The sequence below is a fragment of the Kibdelosporangium aridum genome, assembly GCF_900176515.1.
Classification (GTDB): domain Bacteria; phylum Actinomycetota; class Actinomycetes; order Mycobacteriales; family Pseudonocardiaceae; genus Kibdelosporangium; species Kibdelosporangium aridum.
Map to the genome: position 1 here is coordinate 623,862 of NZ_FWXV01000006.1, position 18,641 is coordinate 642,502.

The following is an 18,641-nucleotide window of genomic DNA, read 5'->3' on the forward strand; positions in this document are numbered from 1 at the left end:
GCGTTCAGGAGACTGACGCTAGCCTACGGAGCCTGAACGAGGCCTGCTCCGACGTCAGTCGAGGGCAGGTTGAGCCGGGTGGCGGTCTGCACGAGGCGCGCCCACAGCTCCCACGACTTCGCGCCGTACTGGGCCGAGATCAGTGCGGCGATGCCTGCCACGTGCGGAGTGGCCATGCTTGTGCCGCGCAGCCGCTTCTGTCCGCCGCCTGTCCAGCTCGACAGCACGTTCTCGCCCGGTGCGACGACGTCCACTTGTCCGATCAGGTCCATGGAGCCGCAGGAGAAGTCTGCGATCGCCTGGGCTTCATTGATGGCACCGACCGACATGATCGACGGGCAGTTCGCCGGGTGGCTGACCGACGCGATGTGGCCCGCACCGCGAGAGCTTTCGTTGCCCGCCGCGGCGATGATCAGAGTTCCCGCGTCCATCGCGCGCTTGGCGACCTGCTCGAACACCGTCGAGTGCGGCGTACCGGGTTGCGTGGGCGCGCCCAGCGACATCGATACCACGCGGCAGCCGTTCGCGATCGCCCACGAGATGCCGGCCAGGATGCCACCGTCAGAGCCGGAGCCCCGGTTGCTCAAGACCTTGCCCGCGTAGATGTCCGCGTTGAACGCGACGCCGTAGCCGGGTCCGGTCGCAGGCTTACGGGGACCGCACGCGGTTCCGATGCAGTGCGTGCCATGGCCATGACCGTCCTGTACATCCTCGCCCCGGATGAACGAGGCAGTGGTGACGTTGCGCCCGGCGAAGTCGGGGTGGCGCACGTCGAAACCAGTGTCGAGCACTGCGACGCGCACTCCGGTGGCATCAACGGGACAAGCCGACGCGCGGACGGCCTGCAGGCCCCAAGTGAACGCACTTTCGTCGGCCGTCGCCACTGGCTCGGCCGGAGCTTCAGCCGTGATCGCGTGCACGATCCGCTCAGCTTCGACCGTCGCGATCGGACCAGGCTCAGCCGCGGCGACAGCGAGCCGACTCGCCTGGTCCTCAGCCGCGGACACAACAGCGACGCCGATCTCGTGCAAGATCAGGCCGTCGGCCTCATTGAACATCGACGCCACCGACGCACCCGCCGAGTCGGCAGTGCTGGCCATCCGAAGACCAGCGACCTTTGTCATGGCGCGAGCACCGGCAGCCACCGCGTCGTCCTCGAGCAAAACCAAATAACGGCCGGTCAAACCGGCATCTTGTGGGTTCGTCATGCCTCCCCCTCCTTGTTTTCCGTCCCCAGGTCTAAGCAGGATCGAGACGATCAAGCGGGACGTAACGGGCAGGCCGTTACTCCTTTCGGGCTATTTCTCCGCATGTCGAAAACAACGGTGCACCTGAGCGCCCTGTGGGTGAACCACCCCACCGGACCAGGCAAAACCCGGGGACGTGAAGGCAGCGGCCAGGGCGGGAGTACTGCCGCAGTCCGTTGCAGCGCCGCTGCCGCCGCAGGGCTTGCCGGGAGCCGAATTGGGCCGCCCTCTGCGGTGGCCGCCAAGGGGCGGCCAATGCCAAGCATGTATCGCGACTTATGCGGACCCATCGGTACTTCACGTGTCGTTGACGGAACTGGGGAGATCACACTTGGTCCGGCTTGGCCGCTGGACCCGCAACTACTGGGGACGAGGCTGATCTGGGACAGCGGGCGGTGCCCCAGGGTGAGTTCCGAGGGTCGATCTGTGGCTTGTGACAGTGTCGTCCTTGCGGTGGCTGCCGACGTGCGGTCGATGCCGAGCACGTGCTGCGCCACGAGAGGTGAGCGGGGATGGTCGTGCAGAAACTGCTTGAGCAATGGACTCCGGAGATCAAGCGCAGCGGCGCCAGTTCGACAGCGAGTCCCGCGTCATCGCGCTTATCGGGGTGGCGTGATGGGCCTTGGGATTGTGCCTTGGGATTGTGGAGTGCGTCGTGGTCGTGGTCGTGGTCGGGTTGGGTGTAGTGCTGTTGTGGCCGCCGAGGCTATCGCTGCCGTCGGCTGTGCCCCGGGCGTTTATCGTCGCGTCGACACCGGACACGATGTTGACCCTGTCCTGGGCGTTGGGGGAGCCGTTGGTTACGGGCAGGGGGCGCGCTGAACTAGGTCGTTGAGGGGCCTGGTTGGCGGGCGGGCGCGCTGGTTGGTGCTTGTGGGTGGTGTTGGGGGTGTGGCGGGGCAACACGCCAGGCTGGGGGGTGCTTGACGTGGTTGCTGTGGTCGCGCAGCGTTGGGTTGTGTCGTCGAGTGGTCGTGGTCGGGTTGACCTGCTTAGGGTTCGGGGGGAGTTGCCGGCTTCTGATCAGGAGATGGTGGACGCCTACGAACGCCATCTTCGGGCTGAGCGGGGGCTTTCGCCGCACACTGTGCGTGCCTATGTCGGTGATGTGGTTTCGCTGCTGGGGCATGTTCATGGGCTTGACGTCGTTGGTTCGGGATCGCCTCCGGTGCAAGGGAAACTTGACCTCGCGGGGCTTCGGGCGTGGCTTGCCGCGCAGCGCACGGCCGGCACTGGCCGAACGACGTTGGCGCGTCGTTCAGCGGCTGCCCGGACGTTCACGGCGTGGGCTCACCGGCGTGGGTATCTCTCCTCCGATCCTGGGGCTCGGCTTGTCGCGCCCAAGCGGCAACGCACTCTTCCGTCCGTGCTGCGCCAGGATCAGGCTGATGACCTGATGCGGGCGTCGCAATCCGGCGCGGCGGAACGGAATGCCGTCGCGATGCGGGATCACGCGATTGTCGAACTGTTGTACGCCACCGGGATCCGCGTTTCCGAACTTTGTGGTCTTGACGTCGACGACGTCGACATGGATCTTCGGGTGGTGCGAGTCATCGGCAAGGGCGACAAGGAAAGGACCGTTCCTTTCGGGCTGCCCGCGCAACGCGCTGTGCGGGACTGGCTGACGGATGGGCGGCCACAACTGGCTTCGGCGAACTCGCCACCAGCGCTTCTGATCGGTGTGCGCGGCGGCAGGCTGCAACCCAGCAGCGTGCGGCGGATCGTGCACGACGCGCTCAAGGCGGTCCCCGGGGCACCCGATCTCGGTCCGCACGGTCTGCGCCACACTGCGGCGACCCATCTGCTCGAAGGCGGAGCGGACCTTCGAAGCGTTCAAGAACTCCTCGGACACGCCACCCTTGCGACCACTCAGCTGTATACACACGTGACAGTCGAGCGACTACGCGCTGTGCACGATCAGGCTCATCCCAGGTCCTAGCGGTAAACGTGTTCCGGACAGCGGTACGGTGCGACGCGCCGTGACAATTTGAGCGCACTAGGGGGCGAGATGAGCACGGAAAGCTCCTAAGCTGGACGGCATGTCGCGCGGCTCCAGGCTGGATCAGGTCACCCCCGATCCAACGAGATCGGATAACGCAGGGAGAGGTTCTCGTACCGTGGCCGTACCCGAGCCCGAATCCGAGCCCGCGAAGCCGAGCACCAACGGACGCGGCAGCGCCGCCCCGTACGGCATCGGCCAGCCCAACGGTGTCCTGCCTGGTGACCACCGAACCGCCGACGACGTCGAAGCCGGCATCGTCGCCCTGTGGACCGAGTACGGCAAAGAGCGTGACCAGCCGCTGCGCGACCGGCTCGTCCTGCACTACGCCCCGCTGGTCAAGTACGTCGCCGGCCGCGTCGGCACCGGCCTGCCCGCGCACGTCGACGTCGGCGACCTGATCCAGTCCGGCATCTTCGGCCTCGTCGACGCGATCGAGAAGTTCGAGCCGGAGCGCGGCCTGAAGTTCGAGACCTACGCGATGCAGCGCATCCGCGGCGCCATCCTGGATGACCTGCGCCAACAGGACTGGGTCCCGCGTTCGGTACGCGGCCGGGCGCGTGAGGTGGAGCGGGCGCTTGAGCGCCTCGGCGCCAAACTCCAGCGGCAACCGAGCGACGCCGAACTCGCCGCGGAGCTCGACATCAGCGTCAAGGACCTGCACGAGCTCTACGCCCAGCTGCAGCTCACGAGCGTTGTCGCGCTCGACGAACTGGTCGCCGCGGGCCGTGGCACCGCCTCGCTCGCCGAGACGCTGCCCGACGAGGGCGCCGAAGACCCGGTCGCGACGCTGGTCGACCTGGACAACCGCAGGCAGCTCGCCGGAGCGATCGCCCAGCTGGCCGAGCGCGACCGGATCGTCGTAACGCTGTATTACTTCGAGAACCTGACGCTTGCCGAGATCGGCAGAGTCCTCGGCGTCACCGAGTCGCGCGTGTGCCAGCTGCACACCCGGGCGGTGCTGCGGCTGCGTGCCAAATTGGTCGAGCAGTCCGACGTCTGAGGACGGCAGCAGACGAACCCGGCCACGGGATAGCAGTCTGAGCGGATCCAGGTAGTCCTCGCCCCGGCGAGCGCCCCAATGCAGACACGCGACCGGGCAGTGACCGCCCAGCAAATGCCCGATCACGTCTCCTCGGCGCACCCGTTGGCCACGCGTCACCAAGGGAGTGACGGGCTCATAGGTTGTCCGGAGGCCACCCGAGTGCTCGATCGAGACGAGGGGACGGTCGACGACCACGCCCGCGTGAACCACTAGGCCGTCGCCCGCCGCCATCACCTCCTGCCCGCCAACGCCCCCGATGTCGACGCCGCGATGGCCCGGGCCATAAGGGCTGACGGGTGGGATGAACGGGCGAACGACTGGATGCGGCAGCGGAAGCGGCCAGGAAAACTGCGTGCGCGTTCGGGAAGAAAGTGGCGCTGCCGCTGTCGCCGGTGCGGCGATCAGCAGGGCCACGATCATGGCGGTGAGCTGGGGGAATTGGCGCACAGTTCGAGGTTGCCGTGATCGGCGACTTGCGGCCAGTGCGTCAAGATCAAGTTGTGGATAACTGGATGGCTGTGGACAAGTCGCCCTGGAAGGGGTAGAGCGGTTAATGGTTTGTCGGTTCGGCGGCGTACACTGCTCACGCGGCCCGTGTGTTCACGGGGCGACTTCGCGTGCCAGTACAGCCGGTCGATCTGATCGGTGACGACGCCCGTCGGTCCCACTTCAGCGTGGGTGCGGGCGCCGGTACTGCCACCAGGGCGGCAGACCACCCGGTATGCCGCGAGAACCGACTAGCGTGCCGGCCTTCACGATGAGACCGGTATGCCCGAGCAGAAGAGGTGCGAATCCGGCCATGGCCGTCGTCACCATGAGGCAGTTGCTCGATTCCGGCGTGCACTTCGGGCACCAGACCCGCCGCTGGAACCCGAAGATGAAGCGATTCATCTTCACTGAGCGCAACGGCATCTACATCATTGACCTGCAGCAGACGCTGACCTACATCGACCGCGCGTACGAGTTCGTCAAGGAGACGGTCGCGCACGGTGGGTCGATCCTCTTCGTCGGCACCAAGAAGCAGGCGCAGGAGGCCATCGCCGAGCAGGCGCAGCGCGTCGGCATGCCCTTCGTCAACCAGCGCTGGCTCGGCGGCATGCTGACCAACTTCTCCACCGTGCACAAGCGCCTCCAGCGGCTCAAGGAGCTGGAGTCGATGGAGCAGACCGGTGGCTTCCAGGGTCTGACCAAGAAAGAGATCCTGATGCTGACCCGCGAGAAGGACAAGCTGGAGCGGACCCTCGGCGGTATCCGCGACATGTCCAAGGTGCCGAGCGCCGTCTGGATCGTGGACACCAAGAAGGAGCACATCGCCGTCGGCGAGGCCCGCAAGCTCAACATCCCGGTCGTGGCCATCCTGGACACCAACTGCGACCCGGACGAGGTCGACTACCCGATCCCGGGCAACGACGACGCGATCCGGTCGGCCGCGCTGCTGACCCGCGTGGTGGCCGAGGCCGCTGCCGCAGGCCTGATCGCCCGCTCGGGCCGCAACGGTGCCGCTGCCGAGGGCGAGGACAAGCCCGAGCCGGGTGCCGCCGCCGAGCCGCTGCCCGAGTGGGAGCGTGACCTGCTGGTCAGCGCGACCGCCGACGCCGGTGAAGCCCCGGCCCAGACCGAATCCTGACGAAGCTCTCATGAGGTGCCCGCTCTCCGCGCCAGGGGAGCGGGCATCACCCAAGAACAAGGACGGAAACACGCACGATGGCGAACTACACCGCCGCGGACGTCGCGCGCCTGCGCAAGCTCACCGGCGCCGGAATGATGGACTGTAAGAAGGCCCTTGAGGAGACCGGCGGCGACTTCGACAAGGCCGTCGAGTTCCTGCGGATCAAGGGTGCCAAGGACGTAGGCAAGCGCGCCGAGCGCGCCACCGCGAACGGCCTGGTCGTCGCGGACGGCGGCGTGATGGTCGAGCTGCGCTGCGAGACCGACTTCGTCGCCAAGAACACCGAGTTCCAGGAGCTGGCCAGCCGGATCCTCGAGGTCGCCAAGGCCACCAAGCCTGCGGACGTCGAGGTGCTGAAGGCCGCCGACCTGGACGGCCAGTCGGTCGCCGACGCCGTGCAGGCGCTGTCGGCCAAGATCGGCGAGAAGCTGGAGCTGGCCAAGGTCGTCGTGCTCGACGGCCCGGTCGCGCTCTACCTGCACAAGCGCTCGGCTGACCTGCCGCCGTCGGTCGGCGTGCTCGTCGAGTACCAGGGCGACGACGCTGAGGCCGCCCGTGGCGCCGCGATGCAGGTCGCCGCGCTGAAGGCCAAGTGGGTCACCCGCGACGAGGTGCCCGAGGACCTGGTGGCCAACGAGCGCCGGATCGCCGAGGAGACCGCGCGCGAGGAGGGCAAGCCGGAGGCGGCCCTGCCCAAGATCGTCGAAGGCCGCGTCAACGGCTTCTTCAAGGACGTCGTGCTGCTCGACCAGCCGTCGGTCACCGACTCCAAGAAGACCGTCAAGGCTCTGCTCGACGAGGCAGGCGTGACGGTCACCCGCTTCGCCCGCTTCGAGGTCGGCCAGGCCTGACCCGAAGTTTCGGGTAGAACGGGCGATGACAGCATGGGCGGGGTCGCGGGCGCGTCTGGAGACGCTCGCGGCCCCGCCGACGCATGCAAGGCCGCAGGAGGAGATGTGACCGACCCGAAGCCGTTCCGCAGAGTGCTGCTCAAGCTCGGTGGTGAGATGTTCGGCGGTGGTGCCGTCGGTGTCGATCCCGATGTCGTGCAAACAGTGGCCCGGCAGATCGCCGAGGTGGTCAGGGCAGGCACCCAGGTGGCGATCGTGATCGGCGGCGGGAACTTCTTCCGTGGCGCTGAATTGCAGCAGCGGGGCATGGACCGGGCGCGCGCCGACTACATGGCGATGCTCGGCACCGTGATGAACTGCCTTGCCCTGCAAGACTTCCTTGAGCAGGCCGAGGGCGTCGAGACGCGGGTGCAGACCGCGATCACGATGAGCCAGGTCGCCGAGGCGTACATCCCGCGGCGCGCCATCCGGCACCTGGAGAAGGGCCGCGTGGTCATCTTCGGTGGCGGCACCGGCATGCCGTACTTCTCCACCGACACCACGGCCGCCCAGCGCGCGCTGGAGATCGGTTGTGAGGTCGTGCTGATGGCCAAGGCGGTCGACGGTGTCTACGACGCCGACCCGCGCACGAACCCCGACGCGAAGATGTTCGACCACATCACGCACCGCGAGGCGCTGGAGCGTGACCTGCGGGTGGCCGACACGACTGCGTTCAGTCTCTGCATGGACAACAACATGCCGATCGTCGTTTTCAACCTGCTGACCGAGGGCAACATCGCCCGGGCGGTGCGTGGTGAGAGGATCGGCACGCTGGTGAGCACGCCCGCGAGTACGGTTCCGTTCTAGGCGGTTATGTCCGTACTGACGGGTTCGCTGGTAAATCGCAGTCCAACGAACGGCACGAGCAAGGAGCAGCCGTGATCGACGAGACACTTCTCGACGCCGAGGAGAAAATGGAAAAGGCGGTGACGCACGCCAAGGAGGACCTGGCGTCGGTGCGCACCGGCCGGGCCACCCCGACCATGTTCTCCCGCATCGTCGTCGAATACTACGGTTCACCCACGCCGTTGAACCAGCTTGCCGGCGTCAGCATCCCCGAGGCCCGGATGGCCGTCATCAAGCCGTACGACGTCAGCCAGCTCGGCGCGATCGAGAAGGCGATCAGGGATTCCGACCTGGGCGTGAACCCGAGCAACGACGGCACCATCATCCGCATCGTCATCCCGCAGCTGTCCGAGGAACGGCGCCGCGAGATGGTGAAGCAGGCCAAGGGCAAGGGCGAGGACGCCAAGGTGGCGATCCGCAACGTCCGGCGCAAGGCCAACGAGGAGCTGCACCGGATCGCCAAGGACGGCGAGGCGGGTGAGGACGACGTCGCACGCGCCGAGAAGGAGCTGCAGAACGTCACGGACCGGTACGTCGCGCAGGTGGACGAGCTGGTCAAGCACAAAGAGGCAGAGCTGCTCGAGGTCTAGTTGACTACGGAGATGGGCAGCACAGCCGGCACCGAAACGGGCGAGCCGGCCGGGGACGACAAGCCGAAGAAGTCCCGGGCCGGCCGTAACCTTCCTGCCGCCATCGGGGTCGGGTTGCTGCTCGGCGCCGCGGTCATCGTCTCGCTGGTGACCGTCAAGGAGATCTTCATCGGCGTCGTGGCGCTCGCCGTCGGCGTCGCCACATACGAACTGTCCGGTGCGCTCAAACGCAGTGCCGGGATCCAGGTCGCGTTCTGGCCGGTCTTCATCGGCGGCCAGGCGATGGTGTGGCTCGCGTGGCCGTTCGAGCGCAACGGCGTTGTGTCGGCGTTCGTGGTGACGATCCTGGCGTGCCTGTTGTGGCGCTTCCGGGGCGGCACCGAGAACTACCTGCGGGACATCTCGGCATCTGTGTTCACGGCCGCGTACGTGCCGATGTTCGCGTCGTTCGCGGCGATGCTCGTGGTGCCGGACGACGGTGTCGCACGGGTGCTGTGCTTCCTGATCGCCGTGGTCGCCTCGGACACCGGTGGCTACGCGGCGGGCGTGTTGTTCGGCAAGCACCCGATGGCGCCGACGATCAGTCCGAAGAAGTCGTGGGAAGGCTTCGCCGGATCGATGACCGCCGGTGTGGTCGGCGGTTGGCTGTCGTTGAGCCTGATGCTCGACGCGCAGTGGTGGCAGGGCGCGCTGTTCGGTGCCGCGATCGTGATGACCGCGACGCTCGGCGACTTGGTGGAGTCGCTGATCAAGCGCGATCTCGGGATCAAGGACATGGGCAATCTGCTACCGGGACACGGTGGCCTGATGGACCGGATGGACTCGCTGCTGCCCTCGGCAGTGGTGTCCTGGTTGCTGCTGCGGCTGTTTGTGCCGAGTTAGGTCGTGAGTGTTTAGGCCGGCTCTACTGACCGGACTAAACACTCACGGGAGTTTCAGTCGTCGTACGGATCGTCGTTGCCGACGCCGAGTTCCTCTTCCGAGGGAGCGTGCGGAGTCTGCCGGTTCGACGAGTCGATCAACGTGAACACGGCCCCAGCGGGATCCTCGACCACCGACAACCGGCCGAACGGGGAGTCCGCCGGTTCGGAGAGCAGACGTCCGCCAAGCCGCACGGCCAGCACGGTTGCCTCGTCGGTGCCCAGCATCGGTCCGACTTCGAAGTAGATCATCCAGTGCGGTTTGGTCCCTGCGGGGAAGTCCGGGCCGAACCGCATCCTTCCGGCGACTGGTTCGCTGTCGCCCAGCAGCGTCCATGTCGTGTAGTCGAAGTCTTCGCCGTCGCCGATTTGTTCGAGTTGGTAGCCGAACAGGTCGACGAAGAACTTGTCGGCCGCGTCACCGTCCCATGTGTTCAGCTCGGCCCAGCGGAACTCGCCCTTGGTGCCGGTGGCGAACGGCCACGGCGTCGCCGGCTCCCAGAAGCCGATCGTCGCGCCGGTCGGGTCGGTGGCGACCAGGAGGCTGCCTTGGCCGTCGAATTCCTGTGGTGGCATCAGAATCTGCCCACCCAATCGGACAATTCGGTCAGCGGTTCGGTGGCTGTCCGAAACGGCGAGGTAAAGCGTCCACGCCGGCGCGTCCGGCATATCCGGAACTCGATAGAAGCCGGCCGCTGGAACGTCGTCGGCCAGTGCGGTGAGATAGTCGCCTGTCGGATTTGCCCGATATTGCCAGCCGAAGAGGCCGCCGTAGAAGTCCCTGCTGGCCTTCGGGTCCGTCGTGGCGAGGTCGATCCAACAGGGTGTGCCGAATCGCATGGCGACCTCCGGTGGGGAAAGGGGCGGAACAAAGCCCACCGTCGGACGATACGCCTCAACAATGCGTTGTGGTTTGCTGTTTTGGTGTCAAGGTCATGGCTTCCTGGTCTCGTTTCCCGTGCGCGGGAGGTGTTGCTGGCGGGCGTTCGCCCTGATGACGTTGTGCCGAGCCCGAATATCTGGCACTGGCCGGAGCTCTACGAGGTGGAGAACCGGGCGCAGGATGCGGACGGTGAGATCTGGCGAGTCCTGGCCGAACGGTGCGAGTGGACCGGCCTCGATGTGCTCGATCTTGGCTGTGGCGACGGCTTTCACCTGCCGAGGTTCGCCGAGACCGCACGGTCTGTTCTCGGTGTCGAGCCGCATCAGCCGTTGGTTCGCCGTGCCAGGCAACGGGTTGCCAACCTATCGTCGGTTGAAGTGATGGTTGGTGCCGCGCAACGGATTCCGTTGCCGGATGCGTGCGTCGATGTCGTTCACGCCAGGACGGCGTACTTTTTCGGGCCCGGCTGCGAACCCGGACTCGCCGAGGCGGACCGGGTTCTGCGGCCGGGCGGTGTGCTGGCGATCGTGGATCTTGACGGCGGCAGCGCGCCGTACGGCGACTGGTTGCGCGCCGATCTGCCGAAGTACGACCCGGCGAAGATCGAGCAGTTCTTCGCCGACGAAGGTTTCGACAGCCGGGACGCCGTTACCACGTGGCGCTTCGAGGACCGCGCGAGCCTGGAAGCCGTGCTGCGGATCGAGTTCTCCGCGCCGGTGGCCCGCAAGGCGATCGCCAGCGTCACCGGGCTGAGCTTCCCGGTCGGCTACCGCGTGCGCAGCCGTCGTAAACCAAGTGGTCTAGTCCATAGCGACGGGTAGTGTCGTCGTATGGCGATCGACCTTCGTTCCGTGTCCCTTGTGACGACGCGCAAGCACCGCCCGGCCCGTGTCCTTGACCTTGTCCGTGCACGGGTCGACGAGGACGAATCCAGAACCGACGCCGTGCCACGGCTGGAGCGCCGGGTCGCCGATCTGCTGGGCAAGCCGGCCGCGGCGATGTTCCCGACCGGCACCATGGCCCAGCAGGTCGCCATGCGCATCCATGCCGACCGCCGCAACAGCAACATGATCGCGTTCCACCCGCAGTGCCACATGGAAGTGCACGAGCACAAGGGTTACCAACTCGTGCACGGCCTGTCGGCCGTGCTGGTCGGCGACTACCACTCGCTGATCACGGTCGCCGATCTCGAAGCGATCAAGCAACCGGTTGCCGCGCTGCTGCTGGAGTTGCCGCAGCGGGACATCGGCGGCCTGTTACCCGCATGGGAAGAGCTGGTCGCACAGGTCGACTGGACGCGGGAACACGGTGTCGCGTCCCATATGGACGGTGCGAGGCTGTGGGAGGCGCAGCCGTACTACGGTCGCTCGCACGCGGAGATCGCGGCGCTGTTCGACAGCGTGTACGTGTCCCTCTACAAAGGACTGATGGGGATCTCCGGCGCGCTGCTGGCCGGGGACGCCGAGTTCATCGAGCACGCCAAGATCTGGCGCAACCGGCTCGGCGGCAACACCGCGGCGGCGTGGCCGATGGCGCTGGCGGGCGAGCGCGGCCTGGACGAACTCCTGCCGAGGATGCCGGAATTCCTGGTCAGGGCCCGCACTCTGGCCGGAATGCTAGCCGGCATCCCTGGCGTGCAGGTGGTGCCGGAACCGCCGCAGACGCCCTTGTTCCACGTCCACCTCGCAGCCCAGCCCGAACGGGTGCTTGAGCACGCCAAGCTGTTGGCCGAGAAGACCGGGCTGCGGGTGTTCGGTCAGGTGCGCCGCTCGGCGAACCCGATGACCTGCAGTTTCGAGATCACGGTCACCGAGCAGTTCGACGACGTCACCGACGCGGAAGTCCGCGACTTCGTCGGCGAGTTGATGCTGGCCGCGGGCTAGCGGGCTCACTCGCTCGAGCCCAGGATCGCGTAGATCGCGCGCCTGGTCTCGTTCAGCGTGTCGATCGCACGGGCCTTCTGCGTGTCGGTCGCGGCCTGCGACACCTGCGCGACCGCTGAGACCAGTTGGTGCAGTGCGGTGTGCAGTTCGATTTCCTGCTCGCCGACCTCGTCGGTGACCTGCTGCCACGGCGGGGTCTGCTGCTGCTCGGCCTGTACGCGGCCTTCGTCGGTCAGCATGTACTGACGCTGGTTGCCCGTGCCGCCTTCCTGGCTGAGCAGGCCGCGATCGGTCAGCATCTGCAAGGTCGGGTAGACCGAGCCAGGACTCGGCCGCCAGTAACCGCCGCTGCGCTCGTTGATCTCCTGGATGATCTCGTAGCCGTGCATGGGGCGCTCAGCGAGCAACGCCAGCACGGCCGCCTGTACGTCGCCACGGCCACGCCTGTGGCCCCGGCCGCGTCGTGGGCCCCGGCCGAATTCGCGTTCGAAGCCGAACCCTGGTGGGAATGGCCCTCGCCGGCCCCGGCCGCCGTGCCGTCGCATGTCGAAATCGTGTGGGTGATGCATGGTTTCTCTCCTTAGTGAGTCAGTCGGGATCTATCCCGATGCGTCAACGATATATCGGAACCGATCGCGATGCAACACAACTTTGCCGACCAAGAGGTGAGTGAGTACTCTCTCACCTATGCAGACGGCCAAAGAACGGATCGTCCGGGTGGCGATCCCGTTGTTCGCGGAACAGGGCTACGCGGGCACGAGCGTCGCGGACATCCAGCGCGCGGCTGGGCTCGCACCCGGCTCAGGCGCGCTGTACAAGCACTTCCGGTCCAAGCAGGAAGTGCTGGCCGCCGCGATCGACTGGCACATCGCGGACTTCGAGCGCACCAGTGTGCTGCTGGTGTCCTCGTTGCCGAAGGATCCGGTCGCCGCGTTGAAGATCATCACCGAGCAGCTGATCGGCTCACTGGACGCGAACGCGCAGCTGATCCGGATCACGTTGCGGGACTTGGACGCTCGCCCGGAGCTGGCCGACAAGATCGCCATACGCATGCTGGGCGCGCTGCACGACGCGATGCGGTCCTGGCTGGACAAAGCCGTCGCCGACGGTGGTCTACGCCCGCACGACACGGAAGCCGTCGCGGCGCTGCTGTTCTCCGCGATCTCCTACTACCCGGTCGTCGACATCCTGCTCGGGCAACCGCCGGCGAAGATCGAGCCCGACCGGACTATCGCCGCGCTGGTTGATCTGCTGGCGAAAGGGCTCGTGGCAGCCTGAGTGTCACGTCAAGGCCGCCGTCCGAGCGTGGCGACGCCTCCACGTCGCCCTGATGCGCCCGGCTGATCGCGCGTGCGATCGACAGCCCCAGCCCGAACCCGCGTTCACCCGCGGTGCGTTCCCGCTCAAGCCGGCGGAACGGCTGGAACAGCACGTCGATCTCGTACGGCCGGACGACCGGCCCGGAATTGCTCACGGTGACCGTGCTCCACCCGTTCTCCGACCCGGTTCGCACACTGATCCAGCCGTCCGGGACGTTGTGCCGGATGGCGTTCTCAACGAGGTTCTGGGTCAGCCGTTCGATCATCACCGCGTCGCCGACCACGGGCGCTGGCGGCAGTACGGCGATGCGGATGTCCACGCCCGCGTCGCGCGCGGCGGGTGCGAGCTGGTCGATCACGTGGTCGGTGACGTCGGCCAGGTCGAGCGGACTGCGTTCGACTGGTTCGTTCGAGCTGTCGGCCAGGGTGAGCAGGCCGTCGATGAGCCGCTCGTGCCTGGCGTTGATCTCCAGCAACGACTCGCCCATCCGAACCGCGTCCTGCGAGGTCCCGGGTCTGGTGATGGTGATCTCGATCAGCGCCCGCTTCACCGCCAGCGGTGTGCGCATCTCGTGGGACGCGTTCGCGATGAACCGCTGTTGCCCGTCGAACGAGCGGTCGAGGCGTTCCAGCATCGTGTTGAAGGTCTGCGCCAGCTCGGTCACCTCGTCCCGGGGACCGCTGTGCGTGATGCGTTCCTGCAGGCCACGGCTGGCGTCCGAGGCCGCGATCCGCTTGGCCGTCTCAGTGATCTTGTGCACGGGCTGCAAAGCGCGCCTGGCCAGCAGCCAGCCGAGCGCCGCGGCGACCAGCCCGACCCCGATCAGGGTGACGACGCCCTGCGTGAGAAGTGAATTGAGGATGTCCTGGCGTTGCTGCTCCTGCGCCACCCTGATGCTGTCGACCAGTTGCGCGAACTCGGCGCTGCTCTGCCCGTTCGGCAGCACCCCGAGGCGGCTCAACGTCACGCGGATCGCGTCCGAGTTGGGGACGTCCATCTGCGACCGGTTGAGGATCTGCCAGACCAGCAGGTACATCAGCGTCAACAGGATCGCGCCCGCCGCGAAGAACAGCGAGCCGTACAGCGCGGTCAGCCGGCCGCGGATCGTCCAGTTGCGCAGCAGAAGGCGGTTCATCGGATCCGGTATCCCACGCCTGCGACCGTTTCCACGATCGGCGGATCACCGAGTTTGCGCCGCAGCTTCATCATGGTCACCCGCACGACATTGGTGAACGGATCGATGTGTTCATCCCATACCTTTTCCAATAGGTGCTCCGTGGACACGACCGCGCCGTCGGCACGGACGAGCTCGGTGAGCAACGCGAATTCCTTGTTCGCCAACGTGATCGCCTGGCCGTCCCGGCTGACCTCGCGCCTGCCCGGGTCGATCCGCAGCCCGGCGCGTTGCAACACCGGAGGCGCGGCCGGCCTGGTCCGGCGCAGCAAGGCGTGTACACGCGCGGACAGTTCCACGAAGGCGAACGGCTTGGGCAGGTAGTCGTCGGCGCCCAAGCCGAGCCCCGCGACCCGGTCACGGACCCCTGAAGCAGCCGTGAGCATGAGGATGCGCGTCTCACCGCCCGCGACCGAGCGGCACACCTCGTCGCCGTGCACGACCGGGATATCACGATCCAGCACGACCACGTCGTAGGAGTTCACGGCGAGTCGCTCCAGCGCTAGGTCCCCGCGATGCACGACGTCCACAGCGAACGCCTCACGCCGCAGCCACTCGGCGATCGCGTCCGCGAGGATCGGCTCGTCCTCGACCACCAGAACTCGCATGTACCCATCATCCGCGAGACGGCCATAACGTGACCGTTAACTCCAGCCAATCGAGTTACGCGCGGGTTATGGCCACCCTGCTCGACTGGCAACCATGCGACGGATCATCACTGCGATAACCCTCCTGCTGCTCCTCGGTGCGTGCGGCAGTGAAGGGAACTCCAATCAAGGGATCGCCTCAGCAGGCGGCAACAGCTCCGGCGCCCCGCCGACAAGCACGACGCAGTCCGGCAGCACCGATGAGCAGATGCAGAAGTTCGCCAAGTGCATGCGGGACAACGGTGTCGACGTTCCTGACCCGGACCCGAACGGCGGCGGGGGCGCCTGGGACGAGTCGAAGATCGACCGCAACAGCCCCGCGTTCCAGAAGGCCATGGAGGCGTGCAAGCAGTTCCTGCCCGGCGGCGGCGATCTGTCCAAGCTCGACCCGAAGCTGATCGACCAGCTCCGCGCGCTGACGCAGTGCCTGCGGGACAACGGGATCGACGTACCCGACCCGGACCCGAACAGCCCGAACCTCGGCTTGGGCGCGTTGCAGGGCATCGACCGTGACAGCCCGGCCTTCAAGAAGGCGATGGACGCGTGCCAGGACAAGGTTCCGGGACGGCTGGGCCGATGAAACGCGCTACTCGCATGGCTGTCGGACTGGGTGCGGCCGTTGTCGTGGTTGGCGCTGGGGGTGTTGCGGCGTTCGGGTTCGGTGGAACGGACGCGGCGCCGCCACCGTCCACCGGGCTGCCGCCGAGCAGCGCCAAGGTCACGTCGACCACGCTGACCAGCACCGAGAAGGTGTCCGGGACCTTGGGCTACGGCACGCAGCACCCGTTGATGCGAACCGCTCCGGGGACCGTGACGTGGCTGCCCGCGGCGGGTGAGGTGATCACTCGGGGCGAGAACGTGTATTCGGTCGACGATCTGCCGGTTCCGGCGTTCTACGGGAGCATTCCGCCGTATCGGGTGTTGAAGTCCGGTGTCGACGGCAACGACGTCAAGCAGTTCGAGGAGAACCTGCAGGCGTTGGGCTACAAGGGGTTCACCGTCGACAACGAGTTCACCTCGGCCACTGCGACCGCGGTGAAGCAGTGGCAGGAGGACCTCGGCAAGCCGGAGAACGGCACGGTGCAGACGTCGGACATCGTGGTCGTGCCCGGCGAGATCCGGGTCGCGGAGTTGCTGACCCAGGTCGGGGGACCGGCGAACGGCCAGGTGATGAAGTACACGGGGACGACAAGGACCGTCACCGTCCAGCTCGACGTGGCCAAGCAACACCTTGTCAACCAAGGGATCTCGGCCACTGTGACGTTTCCGGACGGCAAGTCGGTCGGTGGCACGGTCGCGTCCGTCGGCAGTGTCGCGGTCGCCCAGCCCGCGCAGCAGGGCAGCGCCACCACGAGCACGATCGAAGTCGTTGTGACGCTTGCTGATCAAGCCGCGGCAGGCAGGCTGGACTCGGCGCCGGTCGACGTCACGCTGGTGTCCGACAAGCGGGAGAACGTGCTCGCCGTGCCCGTCGGCGCGTTGGTCGCCCTGGCTGAAGGCGGTTACGGAGTCCAGGTCCTCGACGGTGCTACCAGCAGGTATGTCGCGGTTGAGACCGGCATGTTCGCCGACGGCAAGGTGGAGATCCGAGGGACGGGGATCAGCGCGGGAACGGTTGTGGGAGTGCCGAAGTGACCCCGGTCGTCGAGCTTCGCGGTGTCAGCAGGGTGTATCCGGGCGGTGTGACGGCGTTGCGAGAGGTCAGCGTGGCCATCGGGCGTGGCGAGCTGGTCGGGATCGTCGGGCCGTCAGGTTCAGGGAAGTCGACCATGCTCAACATGATCGGAACGCTGGACCGGCCGAGCGCGGGATCCGTCCACGTCGAGGAGTACGACGTGCATTCACTGAGCGACCGTGAGCTGTCCGCGCTCAGGGCGCGCGTGCTCGGATTCGTGTTCCAGCAGTTCCACCTGGCTGCCGGGGTGTCCGCTTTGGACAATGTGGCCGACGGTCTGCTCTACACCGGAACGAATTTGCGGGAACGCAGACGTCAGGCCAGAGAAGCTCTCGGCAGGGTCGGGCTGGGGCATCGGGTGGACCACCAGCCGCACGAGATGTCCGGTGGCGAACGGCAACGTGTCGCGATCGCTCGTGCGGTCGTTGGTGAACCGGCATTGCTGCTGGCCGACGAGCCGACCGGCAATCTCGACACGCAGTCCGGCGCCGGTGTGATCGCGTTGCTGCGTGAACTGAACGCGGCGGGCACAACGGTTGTGATCATCACCCATGACCGCGACATCGCGGCCGGTCTGCCACGCCAGGTGGACATGCGCGACGGCGAGATCGTGGGTGATCACCGTGGCTGACCTGCGACCAGCGCGGCTGAGCGTGCGTGACGTGCTTCGAGTGGGCGGAGCGGGGCTGCGGGCCAGGCCACTGCGGGTGTTCCTGTCCGCACTGGGCATCGCGATCGGGATCGCCGCGATGATCTCGGTCGTCGGGATCTCCACGTCCAGCCGGGAGAACCTGGACCGCCAACTGGCCGCGCTCGGCACCAACCTGCTCACCGTCGGCCCCGGCCAGTCGCTGTTCGGCGAGCAGAGCCACCTGCCGGACTCGTCGATCGGCATGATCGACCGGATCGAGCCGGTGCTGTCCACGTCGGCGACCGGAAAAGTGGTCGGTGCCAAGGTGTACCGCAACGACCGGATCCCGGAGACGCAGTCAGGCGGCATCGCCGTCCTGGCCACAAGGCCGGATCTGCCAGACACGGTCGGCGCGACGGTGACGAGCGGCGCGTTCCTCAACGAAGCCAACGCGCGTTATCCCGCGGTTGTGCTTGGTCACAGAACGGCGGAACGCCTCGGCGTCGGTGTTGCCGGGCCAGATCAGCGCGTCTACCTCGGCGATCAGTGGTTCACGGTGGTCGGCGTGCTGAACCCTGTGCCGCTCGCGCCCGAGCTGGACACTGCGGCGTTGATCGGCTGGCCGATCGCCGAACAGTCGCTGAAGTTCGACGGTTACGCCACGACTGTCTACACGCGAACGCGTGAAGACGCCGTCGAAGCCGTGCAGGCAGTTCTCGCGGCGACGGCGAACCCGGAGAACCCCAACGAGGTCTCGGTGTCCCGGCCGTCCGACGCGTTGGCCGCCAAGCAAGCGACCGATCAGACCCTGAACGGGTTGCTGCTGGGCCTTGGCGCGGTCGCCTTGCTGGTCGGTGGCGTGGGTGTGGCCAATACGATGGTCATCTCCGTACTGGAACGCCGGGCTGAGATCGGTCTGCGGCGGTCACTCGGCGCGACCCGTGGCCAAGTGCGGATCCAGTTTCTCGCGGAGTCGTTGCTGCTGTCGGCTTTGGGTGGGCTCGGTGGTGTGCTGCTCGGTGTCGTGGTGACTGTTTCATATGCGGCGTACCAGGATTGGCCTTCGGTCGTACCGGCTTGGGCATCCGCGGGCGGCGTGGTCGCGACGATGATCATCGGCATGGTCGCGGGGCTCTATCCGGCGATCAGGGCAAGCCGATTGTCACCGACTGAAGCGTTGGCGACGCCCTGACACCCGAACAGGCGAATTGATCCCGGAACC

General features: G+C 66.8%; 19 protein-coding genes and 1 pseudogene. 14 read left to right on the plus strand and 6 right to left on the minus strand.

Annotation, left to right across the window (positions count from 1 at the left end; translation table 11 throughout):
* Positions 1-23: 23 nt before the first annotated feature.
* Positions 24-1,208, minus strand: a complete 1,185-nt coding sequence (locus B9C43_RS33345) for a S8 family serine peptidase (RefSeq protein WP_084430741.1) — start codon at positions 1,206-1,208, stop codon at positions 24-26.
* 1,069 nt (positions 1,209-2,277) lie between these two features.
* Between B9C43_RS33345 and B9C43_RS33355 the strand changes: the two genes are divergently transcribed.
* Positions 2,278-3,186 carry a tyrosine recombinase XerC gene (locus tag B9C43_RS33355; protein WP_143446764.1) on the plus strand — a complete coding sequence of 303 codons (909 nt, stop codon included), beginning with the start codon at positions 2,278-2,280 and terminating at the stop codon, positions 3,184-3,186.
* A gap of 100 nt (positions 3,187-3,286) precedes the next feature.
* Positions 3,287-4,249, plus strand: coding sequence for a FliA/WhiG family RNA polymerase sigma factor (locus B9C43_RS33360; protein ID WP_084430743.1), 963 nt, complete (start codon positions 3,287-3,289; stop codon positions 4,247-4,249).
* A gap of 54 nt (positions 4,250-4,303) precedes the next feature.
* Here the strand turns inward: B9C43_RS33360 and B9C43_RS59695 are convergent.
* Positions 4,304-4,711, minus strand: a pseudogene (locus tag B9C43_RS59695) (M23 family metallopeptidase); the annotation flags it as partial.
* Between the two features lie 379 nt (positions 4,712-5,090).
* On the opposite strand from B9C43_RS59695, the gene rpsB reads away from it, so the two are divergent.
* The 5 genes from rpsB (at position 5,091) to B9C43_RS33390 (ending at position 9,168) form a co-directional block, all read left to right on the plus strand.
* Positions 5,091-5,918, plus strand: a complete 828-nt coding sequence (gene rpsB, locus B9C43_RS33370) for a 30S ribosomal protein S2 (RefSeq protein WP_033391526.1) — start codon at positions 5,091-5,093, stop codon at positions 5,916-5,918.
* Between the two features lie 77 nt (positions 5,919-5,995).
* The gene (gene tsf, locus B9C43_RS33375; RefSeq protein ID WP_033391527.1) at positions 5,996-6,811 is read left to right on the plus strand and encodes a translation elongation factor Ts; all 816 of its coding nucleotides are present in this window, start codon (positions 5,996-5,998) and stop codon (positions 6,809-6,811) included.
* A gap of 105 nt (positions 6,812-6,916) precedes the next feature.
* Complete coding sequence (pyrH, locus tag B9C43_RS33380; protein WP_033391528.1) at positions 6,917-7,657, plus strand: UMP kinase; 741 nt, start codon at positions 6,917-6,919, stop codon at positions 7,655-7,657.
* 71 nt (positions 7,658-7,728) lie between these two features.
* On the plus strand, positions 7,729-8,286 hold the full coding sequence (gene frr, locus B9C43_RS33385; RefSeq protein WP_033391529.1) for a ribosome recycling factor: 558 nt from the start codon (positions 7,729-7,731) through the stop codon (positions 8,284-8,286).
* Between the two features lie 12 nt (positions 8,287-8,298).
* Complete coding sequence (locus tag B9C43_RS33390; protein WP_033391530.1) at positions 8,299-9,168, plus strand: phosphatidate cytidylyltransferase; 870 nt, start codon at positions 8,299-8,301, stop codon at positions 9,166-9,168.
* A gap of 53 nt (positions 9,169-9,221) precedes the next feature.
* Here B9C43_RS33390 and B9C43_RS33395 read toward each other — a convergent pair whose 3' ends face one another.
* The gene (locus tag B9C43_RS33395) at positions 9,222-10,046 is read right to left on the minus strand and encodes a VOC family protein (RefSeq protein WP_084430745.1); all 825 of its coding nucleotides are present in this window, start codon (positions 10,044-10,046) and stop codon (positions 9,222-9,224) included.
* 84 nt (positions 10,047-10,130) lie between these two features.
* On the opposite strand from B9C43_RS33395, the gene B9C43_RS33400 reads away from it, so the two are divergent.
* Together B9C43_RS33400 and B9C43_RS33405 are read left to right on the plus strand one after the other, a co-directional pair.
* Positions 10,131-10,910, plus strand: coding sequence for a class I SAM-dependent methyltransferase (locus tag B9C43_RS33400; protein WP_407657138.1), 780 nt, complete (start codon positions 10,131-10,133; stop codon positions 10,908-10,910).
* Between the two features lie 9 nt (positions 10,911-10,919).
* On the plus strand, positions 10,920-11,972 hold the full coding sequence (locus B9C43_RS33405) for a threonine aldolase family protein (protein ID WP_084430747.1): 1,053 nt from the start codon (positions 10,920-10,922) through the stop codon (positions 11,970-11,972).
* 5 nt (positions 11,973-11,977) lie between these two features.
* Here the strand turns inward: B9C43_RS33405 and B9C43_RS33410 are convergent, their stop codons facing one another.
* Positions 11,978-12,541: a PadR family transcriptional regulator gene (locus tag B9C43_RS33410; protein WP_143446765.1), complete on the minus strand. Its 564-nt coding sequence runs from the start codon at positions 12,539-12,541 to the stop codon at positions 11,978-11,980.
* Between the two features lie 118 nt (positions 12,542-12,659).
* Between B9C43_RS33410 and B9C43_RS33415 the strand changes: the two genes are divergently transcribed.
* On the plus strand, positions 12,660-13,250 hold the full coding sequence (locus B9C43_RS33415) for a TetR/AcrR family transcriptional regulator (protein WP_084430748.1): 591 nt from the start codon (positions 12,660-12,662) through the stop codon (positions 13,248-13,250).
* Here the strand turns inward: B9C43_RS33415 and B9C43_RS33420 are convergent.
* Positions 13,201-14,427, minus strand: coding sequence for a sensor histidine kinase (locus B9C43_RS33420; RefSeq protein ID WP_033391538.1), 1,227 nt, complete (start codon positions 14,425-14,427; stop codon positions 13,201-13,203). The two genes, B9C43_RS33415 and B9C43_RS33420, sit on opposite strands and share 50 nt — an antisense overlap.
* Positions 14,424-15,074 (minus strand): response regulator transcription factor, encoded by a 651-nt coding sequence (locus B9C43_RS33425; RefSeq protein ID WP_084430749.1) that lies wholly within the window; start codon positions 15,072-15,074, stop codon positions 14,424-14,426. Before B9C43_RS33425 ends, B9C43_RS33420 begins: the two co-directional genes overlap by 4 nt.
* Before the next feature lie 94 nt (positions 15,075-15,168).
* Between B9C43_RS33425 and B9C43_RS33430 the strand changes: the two genes are divergently transcribed.
* Genes B9C43_RS33430 through B9C43_RS33445 form a run of 4 tightly spaced genes read left to right on the plus strand, consistent with a single transcriptional unit; the run spans position 15,169 to position 18,611 of the window.
* The gene (locus tag B9C43_RS33430; protein ID WP_084430750.1) at positions 15,169-15,693 is read left to right on the plus strand and encodes a hypothetical protein; all 525 of its coding nucleotides are present in this window, start codon (positions 15,169-15,171) and stop codon (positions 15,691-15,693) included.
* A 14-nt stretch (positions 15,694-15,707) separates the two neighbouring features.
* Positions 15,708-16,748: a peptidoglycan-binding protein gene (locus B9C43_RS33435; protein ID WP_160096850.1), complete on the plus strand. Its 1,041-nt coding sequence runs from the start codon at positions 15,708-15,710 to the stop codon at positions 16,746-16,748.
* The gene (locus B9C43_RS33440) at positions 16,745-17,419 is read left to right on the plus strand and encodes an ABC transporter ATP-binding protein (protein ID WP_033391542.1); all 675 of its coding nucleotides are present in this window, start codon (positions 16,745-16,747) and stop codon (positions 17,417-17,419) included. Before B9C43_RS33435 ends, B9C43_RS33440 begins: the two co-directional genes overlap by 4 nt.
* Complete coding sequence (locus B9C43_RS33445) at positions 17,412-18,611, plus strand: ABC transporter permease (RefSeq protein WP_235038995.1); 1,200 nt, start codon at positions 17,412-17,414, stop codon at positions 18,609-18,611. The genes B9C43_RS33440 and B9C43_RS33445 overlap by 8 nt, the downstream gene beginning before the upstream one ends.
* Positions 18,612-18,641: the final 30 nt, after the last annotated feature.

Coding starts and splice junctions, on each gene's coding strand:
- B9C43_RS33345 (WP_084430741.1), bottom strand. CDS start 1,208: ATGACGAACCCACAAGATGCCGGTTTGACCGGCCGTTATTTGGTTTTG.
- B9C43_RS33355 (WP_143446764.1), top strand. CDS start 2,278: ATGGTGGACGCCTACGAACGCCATCTTCGGGCTGAGCGGGGGCTTTCG.
- B9C43_RS33360 (WP_084430743.1), top strand. CDS start 3,287: ATGTCGCGCGGCTCCAGGCTGGATCAGGTCACCCCCGATCCAACGAGA.
- rpsB (WP_033391526.1), top strand. CDS start 5,091: ATGGCCGTCGTCACCATGAGGCAGTTGCTCGATTCCGGCGTGCACTTC.
- tsf (WP_033391527.1), top strand. CDS start 5,996: ATGGCGAACTACACCGCCGCGGACGTCGCGCGCCTGCGCAAGCTCACC.
- B9C43_RS33390 (WP_033391530.1), top strand. CDS start 8,299: ATGGGCAGCACAGCCGGCACCGAAACGGGCGAGCCGGCCGGGGACGAC.
- B9C43_RS33395 (WP_084430745.1), bottom strand. CDS start 10,046: ATGCGATTCGGCACACCCTGTTGGATCGACCTCGCCACGACGGACCCG.
- B9C43_RS33405 (WP_084430747.1), top strand. CDS start 10,920: ATGGCGATCGACCTTCGTTCCGTGTCCCTTGTGACGACGCGCAAGCAC.
- B9C43_RS33410 (WP_143446765.1), bottom strand. CDS start 12,541: ATGCATCACCCACACGATTTCGACATGCGACGGCACGGCGGCCGGGGC.
- B9C43_RS33415 (WP_084430748.1), top strand. CDS start 12,660: ATGCAGACGGCCAAAGAACGGATCGTCCGGGTGGCGATCCCGTTGTTC.
- B9C43_RS33420 (WP_033391538.1), bottom strand. CDS start 14,427: ATGAACCGCCTTCTGCTGCGCAACTGGACGATCCGCGGCCGGCTGACC.
- B9C43_RS33425 (WP_084430749.1), bottom strand. CDS start 15,074: ATGCGAGTTCTGGTGGTCGAGGACGAGCCGATCCTCGCGGACGCGATC.
- B9C43_RS33430 (WP_084430750.1), top strand. CDS start 15,169: ATGCGACGGATCATCACTGCGATAACCCTCCTGCTGCTCCTCGGTGCG.
- B9C43_RS33435 (WP_160096850.1), top strand. CDS start 15,708: ATGGCTGTCGGACTGGGTGCGGCCGTTGTCGTGGTTGGCGCTGGGGGT.